This window comes from Photobacterium ganghwense, from assembly GCF_003025595.1.
Taxonomy (GTDB): domain Bacteria; phylum Pseudomonadota; class Gammaproteobacteria; order Enterobacterales; family Vibrionaceae; genus Photobacterium; species Photobacterium ganghwense.
Window position 1 is genome coordinate 264,519 of record NZ_PYMI01000003.1, and the last position, 17,947, is coordinate 282,465.

Sequence of the window (17,947 nt, forward strand, 5' to 3'; positions counted from 1 at the left end):
GAGGCAGGATGGAAATGCAACCCTGTATTTTGAATTGCCGTAAATTTAAATCGCTGCGGCTGGCAACGATCTTCATGGTGACAGGCCTGGTGGGATTAACCGGATGCGCCGGAAAACCTGCAGACACTCAGGCCAGCATGACCAAGCCGGTCGGGGCATGTGGTCAGCAGATTTCTGCCGGAGAAGGCATGTCGCTTTCTCTGATCCAGCAGCAAATTCAGAAAGGCCAGTATTACTCTGCGCTGGCGGAACTGGCGGTGTTACCGGACTCATCGCCCGACAGTCTGCTGATGCAGGCAGACAGTTATCGTAAGCTCGGCAAGTGGGCGGATGCCGAACCCTTATATACCCGACTGGTGGATACCTGCCTGAGTGGCAAAGCCTATCACGGCCTCGGGTTGATTGCGGCCTATCAGGGCAAGGTATCCCCGGCTGTGAAGCTACTGGAAAAAGCAGCCAGAGTGTCGCCTGTCTCAGCGAACATCCGCAATGATCTGGGCTTTCTGATGCTGGTAACTGGTCAGGATAGTCTGGCTTATGATGAACTGCGCACCGCGCTGGAGCTTAATCCGGACCATCAGACCGCAGCCAGAAATTTATGGTTTTTACTGCTCAAGACCCACCGAACGGCGCAGGCTGAGACCCTGGCACAGCGCTATCGCTGGGCCGAGCAGGATCAGCAGGACATGCTGGCGGCCATTGCCCGGTTTCGGCCATTGGATCTGAACCAGGATCCGGCAAGCCGCAAAGGTGGCACTTCGGTGCGCAAGCGTGGTTATTCGTTACTGACGCAGGAGGCTTGGCAATGACAAAAGGCATACACCGTATCACTGGTGGGGATCATATCTTGGGCCGTCTGGTTGATGCCCTGTTGGTGGTGTTTTTACTGGGTACGACAGCAGTCAGCCCGACAATCAGGGCTGAAGCAGGACAAACGTTTCAGCAAAAGCCTCAGCAAAAATCTCGGCAAGAACCTCAGCAAGAAAAAAGCACATTGAATGCTGCGCGCCCGGAATACTTGCCAGTGAGGGGCTCGGCCTCTTATCACGAGGCGGGTTTGGTGCCAATACAGCGCCCTAAAACCACGACGCAGATATGGCTTGAACTGCAGGCGAGCGGCAAGCTGGCGACAGAATATAACGATGCGGTGTTGCCGCAGGCAGCCGAGCAGACTGAGCAGCGGATGCTGAACAGCTTTACCACCCCCATTCCGGCCAAATTTATCTCTGATTCTATGGGCGGCAGCTAGGAAGGATACCAATATGTCGGTGCGCATCGGTGGTGGTATCAGAAAGCGGCAGCAGGGAGCTGTCGGGAGCGGGCTTATTCTGCTGATGATAGCGATGGCCGTATTTTTAGCGTTGGCAGTCGATACCGGGCGATTGTTCTGGGAACAACGACGACTGCAGCAACAGGCTGATCTTGCGGCATTAAGTCTGGGGCGAAGCGGTTGTTATCTCCACGGAGTCAGCCAGAAAAGTGCCATGGAAGCGACGGCTAAATCGGTTCTGGCGGCGAATGGCTTTGACACCAGTAGTGCCAGTTATCGGGTTGATGTCGGCACAGCCAGTATTCACGATAATCACTGGGTGATCGAGACCGGTACTGAGAGCGCATTTCAGGACGCCGCGCGGGTGACCATCAGCAAAAAGGTGGCTGCCAGCCTGTTTCCCCGTCTGCTTTCTGGCTCTTCTGACGCCCAGATGATCACCTTGTCAGCTCAGGCGGGGATCAATAAAAAAGCGAAAGTCGGTTTCGGCGTTGGCTCAACGCTGGTCGATGTCGGGTTGACCAATTCCATTCTCGGCGCGGCACTGGGCGGAAACCTGACACTGGTGTCGTATGACGAGCTGGTCAACACCCGAATCGGACTGGGAACCTTGGTTGCTGCAATGAATCAAGAGCAGCCGCTGGGTGGCGACTCGCTGGAACAACAACTCGATCAGTTGCTGGTCAAAGAGTTGTCTATCGCGCAGCTGATAGACGTGTTGATCACCCAAGTTGGAGCGACGTCAGAAGCCGGTCAGGCTCTTTCCCAGATCCGTAGTGTGGCCAGTGTGTCTTCCCTGCCGTTAATCACCCTGAACGGATTTCTGACGCTGGCCAACGGGAGTGATGACAGTGAAATAGTGGCTATTCATCAAGCGGCGCTCGCTGCCAGCCTGTCTTTATATGATCTTGTTTACGCATCTGTGCTGGCTGCGGTCAATCTCGACAGCCGTACCTTGTCATTGGCGGGAGGAGAGCTGGATCTGGCATCACTGTTGGCACCGTTAACGGAAATCCGTCTGACAGTGACGCAGCCGCCGCAATTTAAAATGGGGCTGCTGCCGTCTCAGGAAAATGACGGGTTCGTTAATGCTGTAAAAACCGCCCAAATAGAGCTGGATTTAAAGGTTAATGCGTTGAGTCTGCTGAGCAGTCTGGATCTGGGGATTATTACGGTGAAAAGCAGTGTCCTTGGGGTCAAGGTTGTGGCAGCAGAAGCCGAAACCCGGCTGCTGGATGTGTCTGGCTGTCAGTGGAGTCAGCAACATACCGTCACGTTTGATTTTGCTACCAAACCCTCGGTGGCAACGATTTTCGTTGGTGATGGTGGGGCAGAAGGCAATGCCGACGATTTCGGTGATATCAGTCAGCCGTTCTCGGTTGTGGTTGATATTCCGACGCTGTATTCAGATTTGCTGGCGGTAGAAGTCGGGGCCAGTTTTCCGAATGCATCGGCGGCATTTCAGCCCCACAGTGAGCGCTTGACTGCTACCGATATGCTGCCCAAACAATACGCGCAGGTAGCTTCCGGCACCTTGTCTGAGACCGTATCCGGGGCAACCTTGTCTGCCAATTTGAAAACCGCTGACACGGGGGAAGACGTTGATAAAGGTTTGTTAGGAGGCTTGCTTGGCGGTCTTCTGGGGAGCCTGTTGAATGTACTTAACTCGGTATTAAGCCTGATAGACAGTGTGCTGCTTCCTGCTATTTTGCATGATGTGCTGACGCCGGTGGTGACGGAGGTGGTCGATCCTCTGCTGAAAGCTCTGGGGGTATCGGTGGGGCAGGCCGATGTGTTTGTCAGCGATTTCGAACTGGAAGGCGGGGCATTGATCGAATGACAGGTAAGGCGTAAACAAGGAAGCTCACAATAAGGACGAAACGCCATTGATAAAGAGAACGGGATCACCCTTCCAGAGTTGTCGTAGGGAATTGTTCTGACAGGAAAAATCACTATAACTAGTGCGGTCAGCTAAAGGCAAAGAATCTGAAAGGGTTCGACGCAAAGCCACCGGCCTAACAAGCGCAGATTGCACGACCGTTCATACGCTATCCGGCGTGGTTACTTGTCGCAGTGCTTTATGGCAGCGGGGCTACCTGATTAAGAAAGCACGGCTTTCTTCACATAGCTGGCTTCCCAACGAATTAACTGGAAGCACATCATGAAAAAACGTTTTTCCTTATCATTGAGCGCCGCTACGGTGATGGCCTTGATTCCGCTACAGGCCAGTGCGCACGGCTACACCGATTTTCCCAAAGCCCGGCAAATGTTTTGCGTAGAAGATGGCGGGTATTACTGGCCGACAGACGGCTCTGGCATTCCGAACCAGGCATGTCGGGCCATTTTTCAGGAATCCGGCGCCTATCCATTTGTTCAGAATCATGAGTTCTCTGCCAATGTGGCGGACTACACTGACTTGAATGCCGTGAAGGCTGTGGTTGCTGACGGGCAGCTCTGTTATGGCTCGGATCCCAAAAAGAGCGGCATGGGGGTTGCCTCAGGCCAATGGCAGCGGACTGCAATGCAATCCGGTGAGACGTTTCAGCTCAAGTTTCGTGCTACGGCACCGCACAACCCGAGTTTCTGGGAAATTTACCTGTCGAAACCGTCTTACAATGCGGCGCACAGCCGCTTGGCTTGGGACGATGTCGAGCTGATTGCCAAACACGGCAATATCGCGAAAACCCAGATAGACGGTCAGGATTACTATGTGATGAACGTGACACTGCCAGCAGGCCGTTCTGGTGATGCGACTCTGCTGACCCGCTGGCAGCGGGATGATGCCGCCGGGGAGGGATTCTACAACTGCAGTGATATCCGTTTCGACGGTGACGCACCGCCAGTTGAATGGCAGCCTCTGGGCGCGTTGATCCCGCAGGGGCTGGAGGCCCAGGTTGGTGATCAGGTGCTGTTCCGTATTTTTGATGGTTCAGGGCAGGAGGTGGTTGAAGTTACGCTTCCTGTAACGGTTGCCAATCAGAGCGTCCATCTGTGGTCGTATGAACTGGCACTAAAGGTCAATGAGCAGTACCACGCAATCACGCAGTTGGGGATGCTGCAACCAACCGGAGAGATCTGGTTTGATCAATCCGATCTGTACGGCAATCAGGTGTATGTGACTAACCGTGATTACCGTTATGCCCTGGATATTCGCGACGGTGAAGTGATCCCGCCGGATCCTGTTGAGCCAAGTGAACCAGGCGAATACGATTTTGTTTACCCCGACAATATTGGCAGTTACGAGCCGGGTAAAACCGTGGTGCTGAGCCGGGACGGCAGCACATACCAATGTCGGCCATTTCCGGAAGGCGGATGGTGTAACATTAATTCGGCCTCACATTATGAGCCGGGTTATGGTTCGAACTGGCAGGATGCCTGGTTGAAACTGTAATCAACCGCTGAAATTCAGAGAAAAGCGCTGGCACAGTCCGGCGCTTTTTTATACCTGAAAGTTCACGAAAATCAGTATGAAACGTCAATGACAGGAAAGTCAGTGTTTACAGTAAAAAACAATTAATCCTGTTTTAAACTGGTTTAGTGATCCGCTTCAAATTAATTTGGTTGCATATCTCGGCAACTTGAATACCTTGCTCAAGATCAATTTGTTGCACATTAATTTGGTGGTAGCTTCTACCCCGCTGGAGTTACACAAGACTGATTACAGGTAGCTTGATCTAAGCCAATCAGTCTCTTGGCCGTTGGTAAGCTAAAGTAATGAGTATTTGATAATTATGGAGAATTATAAATGAGCACTGCGTTCTTTATTCCTACAGTAAACCTCATGGGCGCTGGCTGCCTGACTGAAGCGGCGGATGCAATTAAAGGTCATGGCTTTAAAAAAGCATTGATCGTCACTGACAAAATTCTCAGCCAAATTGGCATGGTTAAGCAAGTTGCTGACCTGCTGGCAGAGCGAAATGTTGAGTCTGTTGTTTTCGACGGGACACAACCAAACCCAACCATTAACAACGTTGAAGCTGGCCTTGAGCTGTTGAAAGCAGGCGGCTGTGACTTTGTTATTTCACTGGGTGGCGGTTCACCGCACGATTGTGCGAAAGGGATTGCGCTGGTTGCAGCGAATGGCGGCAAAATTGCTGACTACGAAGGTGTTGACCGTTCGGCCAAACCACAGTTGCCGCTAGTTGCCATTAACACCACGGCGGGTACTGCATCGGAAATGACGCGTTTTTGTATCATCACTGATGAAGCGCGCCACATCAAGATGGCGATCGTTGACAAGCACACCACGCCGCTGATGTCGGTGAACGATCCTGAGCTGATGCTGGCGAAACCGGCTTCACTGACGGCGGCAACGGGTATGGATGCGCTGACGCACGCCATCGAAGCGTACGTGTCGACAGCTGCAACGCCAATCACTGATGCTGTTGCGATTAAAGCCATTGAACTGATTCAGGCCAACCTGCGTACTGCAGTGAAAGATGGTCAGAATCTGGAAGCGCGTGAACAAATGGCGTATGCCCAGTTCATGGCTGGTATGGCGTTCAACAATGCTTCTCTGGGTTACGTTCATGCAATGGCGCACCAACTGGGTGGTTTCTACGACCTGCCTCACGGTGTATGTAATGCCGTATTGCTACCACACGTTCAGCGCTATAACGCGCAGGTGTGTCCTGAGCGTCTGACAGATGTGGCAAAAGCCATGGGTGTTAACGTTGATGGTCTGTCTGCTGAGCAAGGCGCAGCGGCTGCGATTGAAGCCATTCAGGCACTGTCTCGCGATGTAGGTATTCCTGCTGGTCTGGAACAGCTGGGCGCGAAGAAAGAAGACATTCCTGTGCTGGCTGATAATGCCCTGAAAGATGCTTGTGGTTTCACCAACCCGAAACAAGCGACACACGAAGAGATTTCTGGCATCTTCGCTGCCGCGTTCTGATTCAGAATCGAAGCAGAGTGATATCACTTCAAAATGCAAAAAAGCGGCCATTGGCCGCTTTTTTTGTGCTCGTCAGTGGTTGTGTCAGTAAGCTGTTGGGTTATTTGGCGGGCAGGTTTGCCGGAGGGATCAGCTCCTGAGCGAGGGTCTGCGTTTTCATTGGGGAGTTTTCTGCTGCTTCCGCCTGGCGGGTTGAATAGTGAATCATGCCGTTTTTCCCTTGTTGCTTCACTTCATACATTGCAAAGTCAGCCTGTTGCAACAGATGCGAAACGGTTTTGGCGTGTTTCGGGAATTCACTGGCACCAATACTGGCGGATATGGCATGGAACTCTTTGGCATAGTAAGCAGGGGCTTTGAATGCATCCATCAGGACATCGTCCAGAGACGACACGGGATCGGCCTGCAATTTTTCAATGATGGCAAACTCATCACCTCCCATTCTGGCAACCCGGTAGTGAGCGGCGTTAAGGCAGGACAGGCGCTTGGCGACTTCAACCAGCAGTTCATCTCCGGCCTGATGGCCGAGGGTGTCATTGATTTGTTTAAACCCGTCCAGATCAATCAGATAAAAACGAAACGGCTCATTGTTTTCTGTCAGTTGATCCAGTTTTTGATTCAACCACAGCCGGTTATGAACGCCGGTTAATGAGTCATACATTGCCAGCCGCCGCATCAGGCGGGATTCACTGACCAGGGTATAAAACAAGGCGCCGCCCAGAATAAGGGTCACGACCAGCATGAAGTGAATAATGATTTCAATTTTTTCGGTGGCCTCAACCCGGCGTTTCAGATCGCCGCTGGTCAGGCGGAATTTATTATTCACAAACAGCACCAGGTTCTCGTACTGGTTGCGGGAGGTGTCGACGAGTTCGTGAATGATCTGGGGATCGGGATCATGAGCCAGACTGACCAGCCTGGGCTCGAAGGCTTTAATCAGGTCAAAGTGCTGTTGTATCTGCTCCAGCGCCCCTTCATAGAGGTGAAGGTGAATGATGGCTGAGTTGCTGAGAATGGTTTTGAAACGGCTCCAGAGAATCTCATATTGCAGCATCATATCATTGTAATCACTCAGGTTTCCCTGATAACTGCGCAACTGATAATTGAACTCGGCATACTCTTTGGTGAGCTGGAGGATATACCAGTTAGCCTCGTGCTGACTGCTGGAAATGATATCGGAATGGCGCTTGAGTGCACTTACTGCCACTAAAATGCTGAGCACCAGCAGCGGAGTAATGATGATAAGAGCCTTTCTTGTTTTATTTTGTCTCATAGGCAAAAGTACTGCTACTGCTTAATTAATAGGTTTCAATACGGCTAAGTTGCCAAACCATCTTTGCCAAATGTTTCATCTCTGCGGTTTCAGGGTGCTCATCAATGGATATCACAATCCAGTATGGGCCGTAATCTCTGACTTTAAGGTAATGCCCGTTTTGCTTAAGAGCAATCAGCGGATCGTATTGCTTGATGTAGTCCAGCGTCATATCGGTGGCGTAGTTGTTCAGGGCCGATAACTTGATGCGAGGGTGAACCAGAGAAAAATGCTCCAGCAGTGTTTTCAGCCGCACTCCGGTGAAGGTGGACGGGCCTTCAAACCAGGGTAGATGTGTCGTGAGTTCACTTTGTGGCAGGCTTTCAAGCCGATCGCGTTCAAGTTGGATATCCACGCTTTTTCCTTCAGCGTTATACCCGATAAGGTGCAGCGTTGGTGTAAAGGCTTTCGCCGGAAACGAAAGCAACATGCCGATCATGACGATAAGCCAGAAAAGTTTAGCATCCTGCTGAGGCATTCGTTGAACTCCTGAATCATGTTGCCTGCAATATAGTGTAGTTGCTGCAGACGAAATAAGGACAACCCTAAATAATAAAGTTGTTATCAGTAAATCAGGCTGGTTTTTATTTTATTTATTTAAAATCAATCTATTAATTGAATGCATGACGAATATAGACGAATAAAATTAAGGCGAAATCCATATTAAATTGGAAAAGTTTGAGGTGGGTTACGTTTGGAGGGAGTCATTTTTTTGGCGCTCGTCACAGGTTACCGGGCTGAGGCTGGCAAGTGGAAGTGTATGACAGCTCTCAAACTGCGCATCGCTGAGTCAAGAAAGCCATTATCCCTTACGGCACGCCAGCATGGTCATTCGGCCGTTCAGCCGGCAAACCGGGTTGCCGACTGAAGGATGTTACAGCAGCGGGCTGAACATGTAGAAAAACTGCTCAACCAGTTTGTTGATGATCGGGCGTTTTTCCCATTCTTCCGGCCTGACCCGCGTCGACTGCTTGATGTATTCCTGCTGTACCCAATTGAGTTGCTGGGTGAACTCAGCATTGTCTACCGCCAGCGTGACCTCAAAGTTCAGCCATAGGCTGCGCATATCCAGGTTCACCGTGCCAATCAGGCAGTGATTACGGTCGATCACAACCGACTTGGTATGCAGCAGGCCACCATGGAAACGGTGAATGCGCACCCCCGCATTCAGCAGTTCCGAGAAGAAAGAGCGGCTGGCCCATTCCACCATCAGTGAGTCGTTCTTATCCGGAATCACCAGATCCACCGCGACACCGCGCTGCGCGGCAGCTTTCATGGCATGGAGCAGGTTCTCACTCGGCACAAAATATGGGGTGGTGATTACCACGCTTTCTTTGGCTTGATAGATACTCAGCAGCAGCACCTGATGGATGATTTCATCCGGCATCCCCGGTCCGGATGGGATCACCTGTACCGTGTCCGCATCGTCGGACACGGAAGGCACATGACACTCCGGCAGGCGAGGCAGATAGCGTTCGCCGGTTTCAACTTCCCAGTCCCAGGCCTGAATGGTGTTCAGTACCGTGACTGACGGACCGGTCATTCTGACCATTACATCAATCCACTGGCCGACACCAGCATTCGTCTTGAAATAAGCGGGATCGACCAGGTTCATCGAGCCGGTAAAACCAATGCGGCTATCGATCACCACAATTTTCCGGTGCTGGCGCAAATCCATGCGGCGCAGGAAAACCCGCAACGGTGATACCGCCAGTGCTTCTACCAGCTGTATACCGGCATGACGCATTAGCCGCGGCCAGTGCGAGCGGAAAAAGCGCATACTACCGGCTGAATCGAGCAGGATGCGAATCTCAACTCCCCGCTTGGCAGCCATGATTAACGCTGTGGCAATCTCATCGGCCAGCCCGCCCGGATGCCAGATATAAAACTCCATGTGGATCGAAGACTTTGCCTGATGGATATCGTCAATCAGCGAGCGGAGGATTGCTTGAGGGGAGTCCTGCAGCGACAGGCTGTTGCCACTCAATGCCGGAATGCCCAGCCGGTTTTCGCACAGGTCGTTCAGCGGGCGGGCATGCTCGCTCATCAGGTGAGGCTGGTGGCCGGGACAGTCGTTGAGACGCTGGAACCATTCAGCAAAGGGATCAAACATGTCACGGGCGCGTTCAGCCCGTTTTCTGCCCAGATTTAGCTCGCCTAACAGGAGATAGGCCATGATACCGCCGATCGGAATGATATAGATGATAAGTAACCATGCCAGGGAGACACCGACTACCCTGCGCTTAAAGACGATGCGCATGGTGACGGCGGCAATACTCAGCCAGTATATGAACAAGCTGGCCCAGGCCAGGACTTGATAAAACTTTTCCATTCAGTGGGTTGATAGCAACAGAACATGTGTCTTTATTGTGCATTGAAACTGGGGGAATACCAGCGAAATTTACAATATGTGACTTTTATCGCAGCAAATTCACGAATTTTCGCAAGACGAGATTCGGAGAGATCGCTCTCCGTTTTTGCCGCATTATCTGAATGAATGGGGGAAGGGATCGGCGTGTGCGGGATCGAATTGCGATGCTGTCTTAAAGGCAAGCTGGTTTCCTGCTCAATCTTGATTACATTGATAATAAGCGATTGTATGAACCGGGCGTGAAGTCATCCCATCCGTACCGGCTACTCGCGACAATGACTTTTTGCTACAGGTTCATGGAACATCGGTATTTTCAAAAAGAGTAGTGGTATGGCGAGTGCATCCCGGGCGCAGTTCAGTTCACGTTTTGGCTTCATTCTGGCCGCCGCTGGCTCAGCGGTCGGACTGGGGAACATCTGGGGATTTCCGACACAGGCGGCAAACAACGGCGGCGGCGTTTTCATTGTCGTCTACACCCTGATGGTGATCGGCCTGGCTTACCCATTGCTGGTGGCGGAGCTGACTATCGGCCGTTACGGTCAGGCGAATCCGGTGCAGTCGTTACGGTCGATTCTGCCATCCGGCAGCCGCTGGCTGGGCACATTGCTCGCATTGGTCGGACTTACGGCGGCATCCTGCATTCTGAGCTTTTACGCTATTCTGGCAGGCTGGCTGGTGGGTTATTTCCTCAGTCCGATCCTTGAAGCCATCGGGCTGACCGGGGTATCACAGTGGCTGGAGACATTTTCTATCGGCCGCAATCTGTTTTTGATGCTGCTGTTTATGTGGGCAACTATCCATGTGGTGAAAAGCGGGGTAGCGGAAGGCATTGAGCGCTGGTCAACCCGGCTGATGCCGATTCTGGTGCTGCTGTTTGTGGTACTGATTGGATATATCTTCACTCAGGATGGCGCGGTTGACGGTCTGAAATTATTTCTGATTCCGGATTTCAGCCAGATTCACCCGGCCCTGATTCACAGTGCCATGGGACAGGCATTTTTCTCGTTGTCGTTGGGAGTCTGCACCATGATGGTGTACGGCTCGTACCTTAAAAAAGACGCTAACCTGCCGCGGACGGCAGCGGAAGTGGCTCTGATTGATACCGCGATTGCGTTTATTGCTGGCCTGCTTATCCTGCCGGCGATGTTTGTGGCGCAGAATCACGGCGTGACGATTTATAATGATGACGGGCAACTGGCCAGCTCCGGCACGCTGGTGTTTGATGTGCTGCCAGCGATGTTCGATACCATGGGCGCACCGGGATACCTGGTCGCCTCGATTTTCTTTGCCCTGATGGTCATCGCCGCGCTGACATCGTCGATTTCATTGCTGGAAGTGCCGGTGGCGGCTGCGGTAGAAGAATTGTCCCAGCCCCGAAACTATGCCGCGTGGACAATTGGCGGGATGATCAGTGCATTGTCTGCCGTCATTATTTTCTATTTCGATCCTCTGTTTGACTGGGTGATTGTGGCATCCACCGAATACGCCCAGCCGATACTGGGGCTGATCTTTGCGTTGCTGGTCGGCTGGATTTGGCATCGCGATCAGGTGCTGGCGGAGCTGCAGAAAGGCAACCCGGCGATTGCCGCCGGGTGGTTTTGGAAAATCTGGCCGGTGTATGTGCGTGTGGTTTGCCCGTTACTGATGTTGTACGTGTTCTTTGCCTGAATCCTGCGTCCGGCTTGGTCTCATCGTCATGGTTGTTTATACTGCCCCGGTTTTGACTGCAACCGTTTTTGACAGAAATGAGTTTTCCTATGTTTACCCTGCTTTACCAGCATCCGGACTTTCTGGTTATTAATAAACATCCCGGCGTCAGCGTGCATAAAGACGATAATGATCAGCCTTTGCTGGCGGAAATTGCCCGTCAGACTGGTGATGAAAAGCTGTACCTGATCCATCGGCTGGACAAAATGACCTCGGGTCTGTTGCTGCTGGGGAGAAACCGGGAGGCGGCGGCTCTGTTGTCGGCAAATTTTGCCAACCGGGATGTCGAAAAATATTACCTGGCAATTGGCAGCAAGAAGCCGAAAAAAAAGCAGGGGGTAGTGATTGGCGACATGACCCGCTCACGGCGAAGCAGCTGGAAGCTGGAAACCACGCGTGAGAATCCGGCCATTACCCAGTTCTTTTCGACAGCGGCCGGGCAGGGGCGGCGCTTGTTCCTGTGTAAACCGCATACGGGAAAAACCCATCAGATTCGTGTTGCACTGCGCAGCGTTGGCTCTGGGATCACTGGCGATGATATCTACGGTTCAGAAGCGGCAGATCGTGGCTACCTTCATGCTTATGCTTTGTGTTTTCCATACCAGGGGACGATGAGGCAGTTTGTCTGTCTGCCTGAGCAGGGCGAATTGTGGGCTTTGCCGGAAACACAACAGGCGCTGGCAGACTGGCAGCAGCCCTGGACGCTGGATTGGCCGGTACTGCCGGGTAAAAAGGCATAATGTTAATAAAATGTAGGTTTTGCGACAAAAGGCACCATAACGCCATATTTTGATGGTTTTTCCTGCATATGAGCTTGTTGCATGGGCGCTGTGATAGCCGAATAAAGCAAAATCCTTTATCCTACCGGTCTAGGAATTACCCTAGACCGAGGAAATTATGCGCCTATCCCGCTCTGTGTCGCTGAGAATGCGACTGAAAAAGAAAAAGTCCCAATCTCGATTTTGGGGGCTGGCGCAGTCAAGACGACACCATAAGCTGCTCAAGCAACGCGCCCGCCGTTCCCGGCAAGTCCGTCTCCAGGCTGAATATGTCCACCTTGCCAGCCACCGTATACCTGAACTCGAACAACTCAAACTGGTCGCATGACGGGAATGTCCCCTCAGCGCGCTATTGCTGCCTGCCGTTTGCGGGTAAACTAGCGGCTGTTGTTTGATCCTGCGCAGAACGTCATCGTGGACATTTGTGCTCTGGCCTGTTTTCCCTTGTAAAGCTGAATAAATAATGAAAATTGAAGCCCTGAAAGAATTAGTTGACCGAATTGAGAATTTACTCAGTGAGCCACCGAAAGAATTGCGCCGTCTGTTCCACGGGCGTGGTCAAACAGTGGATGGGCTGGAGCAGATTACGGTTGATTGGCTGCAAGGCCAGTTGGTTGTCGCCGTATTCAAGCAGCAGGACGATCATTTTATTCAGGCTCTTGAGTCGGAATTGCTGGCGTTAACAACCAGAGACGTCTGGAGCAAGGCCGAGGGCTACGCGATTCTGATACAACACCGCTATCAAGAACTGGCGCCGACGCAGGTGCTGTGGGGCGAAGAGAATGTCTACCCTGTTGGGGTCGAAAATGGCCTGAAATACCAACTAGAGCTTAAGAAAAACCAGAATATGGGGCTTTTTCTGGATATGCGCTATGGCCGTAAGTGGGTGCAGGAAAACAGTCAGGGTAAATCTGTTCTCAACTTATTCGCTTACACATGTGGTTTCTCCGTCGCAGCAATTGAAGGGGGCGCCACGCAGGTGGTAAACCTGGATATGGCCAAAGCGTCACTGAGTCGCGGGCGTGATAATCATAGATTGAATCAGCATGATTTATCGAAAGTGAAGTTTTTGGGGCATGATCTGTTTAAATCCTGGGGTAAGTTGAAGAAACTGGGCCCGTATGATCTGATTATTATCGATCCGCCAAGTTTCCAAAAAAATAGTTTTGTCATGACTCAGGATTATCAGAAGATTCTTCGTCGCCTGCCTAGCTTGTTATCAGCAAGTGGTGAGGTTCTGGCATGTGTTAACTCACCGGCCATCTCCACGCAGTTTTTAATTGATGGCATGGCCGCCGAAGCCCCTGAATTACAATTTATTGGGCGATTAGAGAATCCACCTGAATTTGAGGACATTGATCCTGAAAAAGGGTTGAAAGTGATGAGATTCACTTATTAGTTCTTCGTTCTCGCTGTACCCTGTTAAAGCGCTATCGTTCGATAGCGCTTTTTTGTTTTAGAGTCTTGGTGTTTACTCTGAAGCCAGTTCCATTTGAGCCGCGTATCTTTGGTTGTCAACAATATACAGCCATCCCCCTCGGTATGGGGTCGCTAAGATGGCATTGATGTTTTGTGCTATATCCGGCTTTTTTTGAATCAGGACGGTATACCCCTGCGTTTCTTGCAGATAGTTTTGCAGCGCGTTGGGATTGTTTGGGGCTTGTTCGATAGGTGCGGTTAATTTACCGGCATAGCCAAAAGTATTTTGGTATTTTCCGACGTAAGCGACTTTGTTCCCTTGCCGTTGCAGAGCGTTGATCTGCTGAGCGATCGGCGTAACGTTATAAATTTCATTGATCATCGGGGAAATGCTGGCGAGCAGCGCCGATAAGCTCAGTAGCACCGCAATGATATGTAATGCCAGTCGGGAGGAGGTCAGGACGTTAGGCTTCATGACCAGTGCAGTCAGCACTAAAGGTAACACGCCCCACCAAGGGATGACATTCGCGCTCTCTGCATTGCGAAATACCTGTGGTGCCCATAATGAGGCACTGAATATCGCAATGGTGGCGGCTGCCAGAAAGATAATGACGACAGGCTCAAGGTTGAATTTTTCAGGTCTGAGTTTGTTGCTTGCCCAGATAGCAAGCACCGGAAAAGCGGGAAACAGATAATGGAGCTGCTTACCGCTGAAGCAGCTGAATACGGCCAGGATAATTGTGAACATTGCTAGACAGAATTTGTCGCTGTTCTGGTTGTTGTTCCAGAGGCCACTGCGCCAGAACCCAACTAAGAACGGCCAGGGAAAAATGAGCACAGGCAGTAACAACAGGTACCAGTAGAAAGGTCTGGCATGAGCAAACGACTCATGAATCCGTCCTGCGTATTGTCCCCAAAAAATCGCATAGGCATAATCTTGGCCTCCGACCACCGCAGCCGGAATCGCCCAGGCGAGAATGATCAATATACCAATGGCAGCCATGACTACACTCGCCTTGAGGATGGCGGTGTGATTAGCCTGCGGGTCAGGGTTCCACCATTTGACCAGTGCCACGAAGGGAATCAGATAAATAAAGGTGACCGGCCCTTTTGTCAGCAACCCTAATCCTATTGCCACGCCACCAGACACTATCCATACCATCCGACGGGTCTCGGCATATTTCCACACGGACAACATGGCGGTCTGTACAAAAACAGTCAGCAGCAAATCGAACATGATCATGCCTGAATACAGAAACCATCCTAAGCCGCTGCAGAGTACTAACGGAGCCAGAGCGGCTGCCTGCGGGTTGTCGGGGTAGATTTTCTGCGCCAGTTTTCTGATCAGAAAAAGATTGAGTAAAACGAACAGCGGAATGGTAAGGCGAGTAATGAATTCCGATGTACCAAACAGTGTCCACATCGAACTGAACAGCCAGAACAGCAGTGGTGGCTTGTGGGAATAGGGCAGTCCGTTGGCGTGCGGTACCAGCCATGTGTTATTCAGCCACATTTCCCAGGCAACAGAGACGTAGCGCGTTTCATCGATGGGCAAAATAGGCCGGTAATGGAAGTTGATAGCAATAAAGAACAGAGTGATCGCACACGCTATGAAAGGATAAGTAAGCTGTTGTCTGGCTGTCATATTTCCCATCTTTTTATCAGTAATCAGTAATCAGTAATCAGTAATCAGTCAAAAGACCATTTACAGGGAATGAGCGTGTTGCATTACTACGGGATTATGCGTACTGCGGTTTAAAATGTGATGACAACGTACATGGGGAAGTGCACACGCTGACGGCGCATTACATTGCAATCAGTTATGTTTATCCCTGCACATGTGATTTATTTCCATCAATTGCATGAACGCTTCGAACCTGGTGGACGTTTTTATGCAGTGCCATCAATGAGTATGGATGAGTTTTTTTCTGTCAGGACAAGCCTTACGAAAAAATTGGTTTGATCTGTTTATTCACGTGTTGATACGTAAACCGTCGCAAGGCCATTCTGACGGTAAACAAGGTTTGAATGCGGTATTAGCATGAGTATGAATTGCGAAGGTTGAGGCACGGTTGGACAGGCCGGTCATTGATTGGGTAAAGGAAAGAGTAAAGGGCAGACAAAGGCTGATTTACGGCACAGTCTTCGAAACCGGTTTTTTAGGGCCAGCTCTATTTTAGGGCTTGCCATTGGAAGTGCCGTTAACAGAAGCGCTGTTCAGTCAAAAAATAACGCCAGCAGCAGCTGGCGTTTTGGTAACGGGTGAAAGACCGGTATCTGGTGATCAGGACTTTGCTGCGCCTTGGGCAAGCTGATTACAGATTGCCGCGGTGATTGGTTGTGTGACCATAGGGCGGCCGCGCATGTCCATAATCACGATCGTGTAGCTGACGCCTTCACTCACCAGAGGGCTCAGTTCACTGCTGTTGCAGTAACTGGCGGCCGCGTTTTGCGCTGCCATAGTGGGTGGGGTTTTACCGCCACCCCCGTAGAGGATGGTGATCTCAACGTTCTTTTCGCGCGCCTGCGCTTTCATGATCTGGTACTGATCAATCTTGGCATACGGCGCTTTACTGTTGATTGCCATCGCACGTGACTTAGCCAGGTCAAATACCGCCTGATCTTTAGAATTCGATGCACAACCTGCCAGCAGCATCGCCGCCATGACAGCGAGCGTTCGTTTCAGCATAACTTTGAGTCTCACGTTAAAGTGTTATGGCAACACCTTCTTGAAGGGTTTCACGATGACTTTCTCATAGACACCGGCTTCGATATACGGATCCGCGTCAGCCCACGCTTGTGCTTCTTCCAGAGACGGGAATTCCGCAATCACAGTGGAGCCGGTAAAACCAGCTTCGCCCGGATTGTCACTGTCAATCGCAGGCATAGGTCCCGCCACCAGCAGACGACCTTCTTCTTGCAGATCTTTCAGGCGGGCAAGGTGCTTTTCACGGACGCTCAGGCGGCGCTCTAGGCTGTTTTCAACGTCCTGGGAAAAAATAACGTACCACATGTGTGTCTCTCCTTGTTTGCTCTCACACTAGATCGGTGGACGGCAGTGTAAGCTGAATGCGTGTTAATGTCCGATATCTTAAAGGAAAAAAAAAGCCCTAGCATCTGCTTAGGGCTTTTTTGCGGACATCTGACAGAAACTCAGGCTTTTTTGACCGGGCGAGGGCGGCCGTTGCTGTCAATCGCGACATAGTTAAAGGTCGCTTCACATACGCGGTAGCGATCCCCGATACCGTCATGAGCTACCGGTTTAACCCATACTTCCAGCGCAACACTCATGGATGTGTTACCAATGCGCTTACATTCGCCATAGCAGCAAACCACGTCACCGACACTGACCGGGGCTTTAAAGGCGATGCTGTCGACCGAGACGGTCACAACCCGGCCGCCGGAAATTTCTTTCGCCAGAATGGCGCCGGCAAGGTCAAGTTGAGACATGATCCAGCCACCAAAAATATCGCCGTTGGCGTTAGTGTCAGCTGGCATTGCGAGGGTGCGAAGCAAAAGTTGCCCGCGAGGAACGTTGTTTTCTGCTGTCATGTTGCGACTCTATAACTACTTTGAATCGGTTTCTTTTGGCATATGGTGATAAATATACCCGCCAGTGGCAAGGGTAAAGAGCAGGGTCAGAATTAATAGCCCAAACACTTTAAAATTTACCCAGACATCTAAGGGCAGGCGGAAGGCAATATAGACATTCACGACCGCACATACAATGAAAAACACCATCCAGGCAGTATTGATACGGCGCCAGACGGTGTCCGGCAGCGTAATTTCCTTGCCTAACATACTTTTTATCAGTGGCTTACCCATATACTGGCTAATGGCCAGACCAATGGCAAACAGGCCGTAAATAATAGTGACTTTCCACTTAATAAAGTCGGCGTCATGGAGAAAAATGGTCAATCCGCCAAAAATCGTCACCATTACAAAGGTGATAAGCTGCATTTTCTCGACTTTCTTATACAGAAACCAAGTCAGCGAAACTTGTACCGCCGTGGCAATAATCAGCGCGCCGGTAGCGGTATAAATATCGTGGGTCTTGTATAACACGAAGAAAATAATCAGTGGGATAAAATCGAGTAGCTGCTTCATAAGGTTAACCAGTTAATTACGCAGAACCATAGTATACCTTAAGTCAGTATAGAAACAGGCGGCAGGGTTGTGCCCGGCCGCCTGTTGA

General features: G+C 51.1%; 16 protein-coding genes and 1 riboswitch. Of the genes, 8 read left to right on the forward strand and 8 right to left on the reverse strand.

Annotated elements, in window-relative coordinates; translation table 11 throughout:
• Positions 1 to 8: 8 nt before the first annotated feature.
• From C9I92_RS11715 to yiaY, 5 genes are all read left to right on the forward strand, one after another.
• Positions 9 to 809 carry a tetratricopeptide repeat protein gene (locus tag C9I92_RS11715; protein ID WP_053061696.1) on the forward strand — a complete coding sequence of 267 codons (801 nt, stop codon included), beginning with the start codon at positions 9 to 11 and terminating at the stop codon, positions 807 to 809.
• Complete coding sequence (locus C9I92_RS11720; protein ID WP_047883301.1) at positions 806 to 1,249, forward strand: DUF3613 domain-containing protein; 444 nt, start codon at positions 806 to 808, stop codon at positions 1,247 to 1,249. The genes C9I92_RS11715 and C9I92_RS11720 overlap by 4 nt, the downstream gene beginning before the upstream one ends.
• Positions 1,250 to 1,262: 13 nt before the next feature.
• The gene (locus tag C9I92_RS11725; RefSeq protein ID WP_047883302.1) at positions 1,263 to 3,110 is read left to right on the forward strand and encodes a pilus assembly protein TadG-related protein; all 1,848 of its coding nucleotides are present in this window, start codon (positions 1,263 to 1,265) and stop codon (positions 3,108 to 3,110) included.
• Between the two features lie 126 nt (positions 3,111 to 3,236).
• Positions 3,237 to 3,370, forward strand: a riboswitch (cyclic di-GMP riboswitch).
• 61 nt (positions 3,371 to 3,431) lie between these two features.
• Positions 3,432 to 4,661 carry a lytic polysaccharide monooxygenase gene (locus C9I92_RS11730; RefSeq protein ID WP_053061697.1) on the forward strand — a complete coding sequence of 410 codons (1,230 nt, stop codon included), beginning with the start codon at positions 3,432 to 3,434 and terminating at the stop codon, positions 4,659 to 4,661.
• 354 nt (positions 4,662 to 5,015) lie between these two features.
• A complete protein-coding gene (yiaY, locus tag C9I92_RS11735) occupies positions 5,016 to 6,164 on the forward strand; it encodes an L-threonine dehydrogenase (RefSeq protein ID WP_047883303.1) in 1,149 nt (382 codons plus the stop codon).
• A 100-nt stretch (positions 6,165 to 6,264) separates the two neighbouring features.
• On the opposite strand, the gene C9I92_RS11740 is transcribed toward yiaY, so the two are convergent.
• From C9I92_RS11740 to cls, 3 genes are all read right to left on the reverse strand, one after another.
• The gene (locus C9I92_RS11740) at positions 6,265 to 7,437 is read right to left on the reverse strand and encodes a GGDEF domain-containing protein (RefSeq protein WP_047883304.1); all 1,173 of its coding nucleotides are present in this window, start codon (positions 7,435 to 7,437) and stop codon (positions 6,265 to 6,267) included.
• A 25-nt stretch (positions 7,438 to 7,462) separates the two neighbouring features.
• A complete protein-coding gene (locus tag C9I92_RS11745; RefSeq protein ID WP_053061698.1) occupies positions 7,463 to 7,954 on the reverse strand; it encodes a putative pterin-binding protein in 492 nt (163 codons plus the stop codon).
• A 396-nt stretch (positions 7,955 to 8,350) separates the two neighbouring features.
• Positions 8,351 to 9,808 (reverse strand): cardiolipin synthase, encoded by a 1,458-nt coding sequence (gene cls, locus C9I92_RS11750; protein WP_047883305.1) that lies wholly within the window; start codon positions 9,806 to 9,808, stop codon positions 8,351 to 8,353.
• Positions 9,809 to 10,177: 369 nt separating this feature from the next.
• On the opposite strand from cls, the gene C9I92_RS11755 reads away from it, so the two are divergent.
• From C9I92_RS11755 to C9I92_RS11770, 3 genes are all read left to right on the forward strand, one after another.
• Positions 10,178 to 11,515: a sodium-dependent transporter gene (locus C9I92_RS11755; protein WP_047883306.1), complete on the forward strand. Its 1,338-nt coding sequence runs from the start codon at positions 10,178 to 10,180 to the stop codon at positions 11,513 to 11,515.
• Positions 11,516 to 11,604: 89 nt separating this feature from the next.
• Positions 11,605 to 12,294 (forward strand): TIGR01621 family pseudouridine synthase, encoded by a 690-nt coding sequence (locus C9I92_RS11760; protein WP_047883307.1) that lies wholly within the window; start codon positions 11,605 to 11,607, stop codon positions 12,292 to 12,294.
• A gap of 502 nt (positions 12,295 to 12,796) precedes the next feature.
• Entirely contained in the window at positions 12,797 to 13,732 is a 936-nt protein-coding gene (locus tag C9I92_RS11770; protein WP_047883308.1) for a class I SAM-dependent methyltransferase, read from the forward strand.
• 72 nt (positions 13,733 to 13,804) lie between these two features.
• On the opposite strand, the gene C9I92_RS11775 is transcribed toward C9I92_RS11770, so the two are convergent.
• From C9I92_RS11775 to C9I92_RS11795, 5 genes are all read right to left on the reverse strand, one after another.
• Positions 13,805 to 15,397, reverse strand: a complete 1,593-nt coding sequence (locus C9I92_RS11775) for an ArnT family glycosyltransferase (protein ID WP_047883309.1) — start codon at positions 15,395 to 15,397, stop codon at positions 13,805 to 13,807.
• A 639-nt stretch (positions 15,398 to 16,036) separates the two neighbouring features.
• Positions 16,037 to 16,441, reverse strand: coding sequence for a GspS/AspS pilotin family protein (locus C9I92_RS11780; RefSeq protein ID WP_047883310.1), 405 nt, complete (start codon positions 16,439 to 16,441; stop codon positions 16,037 to 16,039).
• 24 nt (positions 16,442 to 16,465) lie between these two features.
• Positions 16,466 to 16,765 carry a YciI family protein gene (locus C9I92_RS11785; RefSeq protein WP_047883311.1) on the reverse strand — a complete coding sequence of 100 codons (300 nt, stop codon included), beginning with the start codon at positions 16,763 to 16,765 and terminating at the stop codon, positions 16,466 to 16,468.
• A gap of 140 nt (positions 16,766 to 16,905) precedes the next feature.
• A complete protein-coding gene (gene yciA, locus C9I92_RS11790) occupies positions 16,906 to 17,304 on the reverse strand; it encodes an acyl-CoA thioester hydrolase YciA (protein WP_047883312.1) in 399 nt (132 codons plus the stop codon).
• 15 nt (positions 17,305 to 17,319) lie between these two features.
• Positions 17,320 to 17,859: a septation protein A gene (locus tag C9I92_RS11795; RefSeq protein WP_047883313.1), complete on the reverse strand. Its 540-nt coding sequence runs from the start codon at positions 17,857 to 17,859 to the stop codon at positions 17,320 to 17,322.
• Positions 17,860 to 17,947 lie beyond the last annotated feature (88 nt).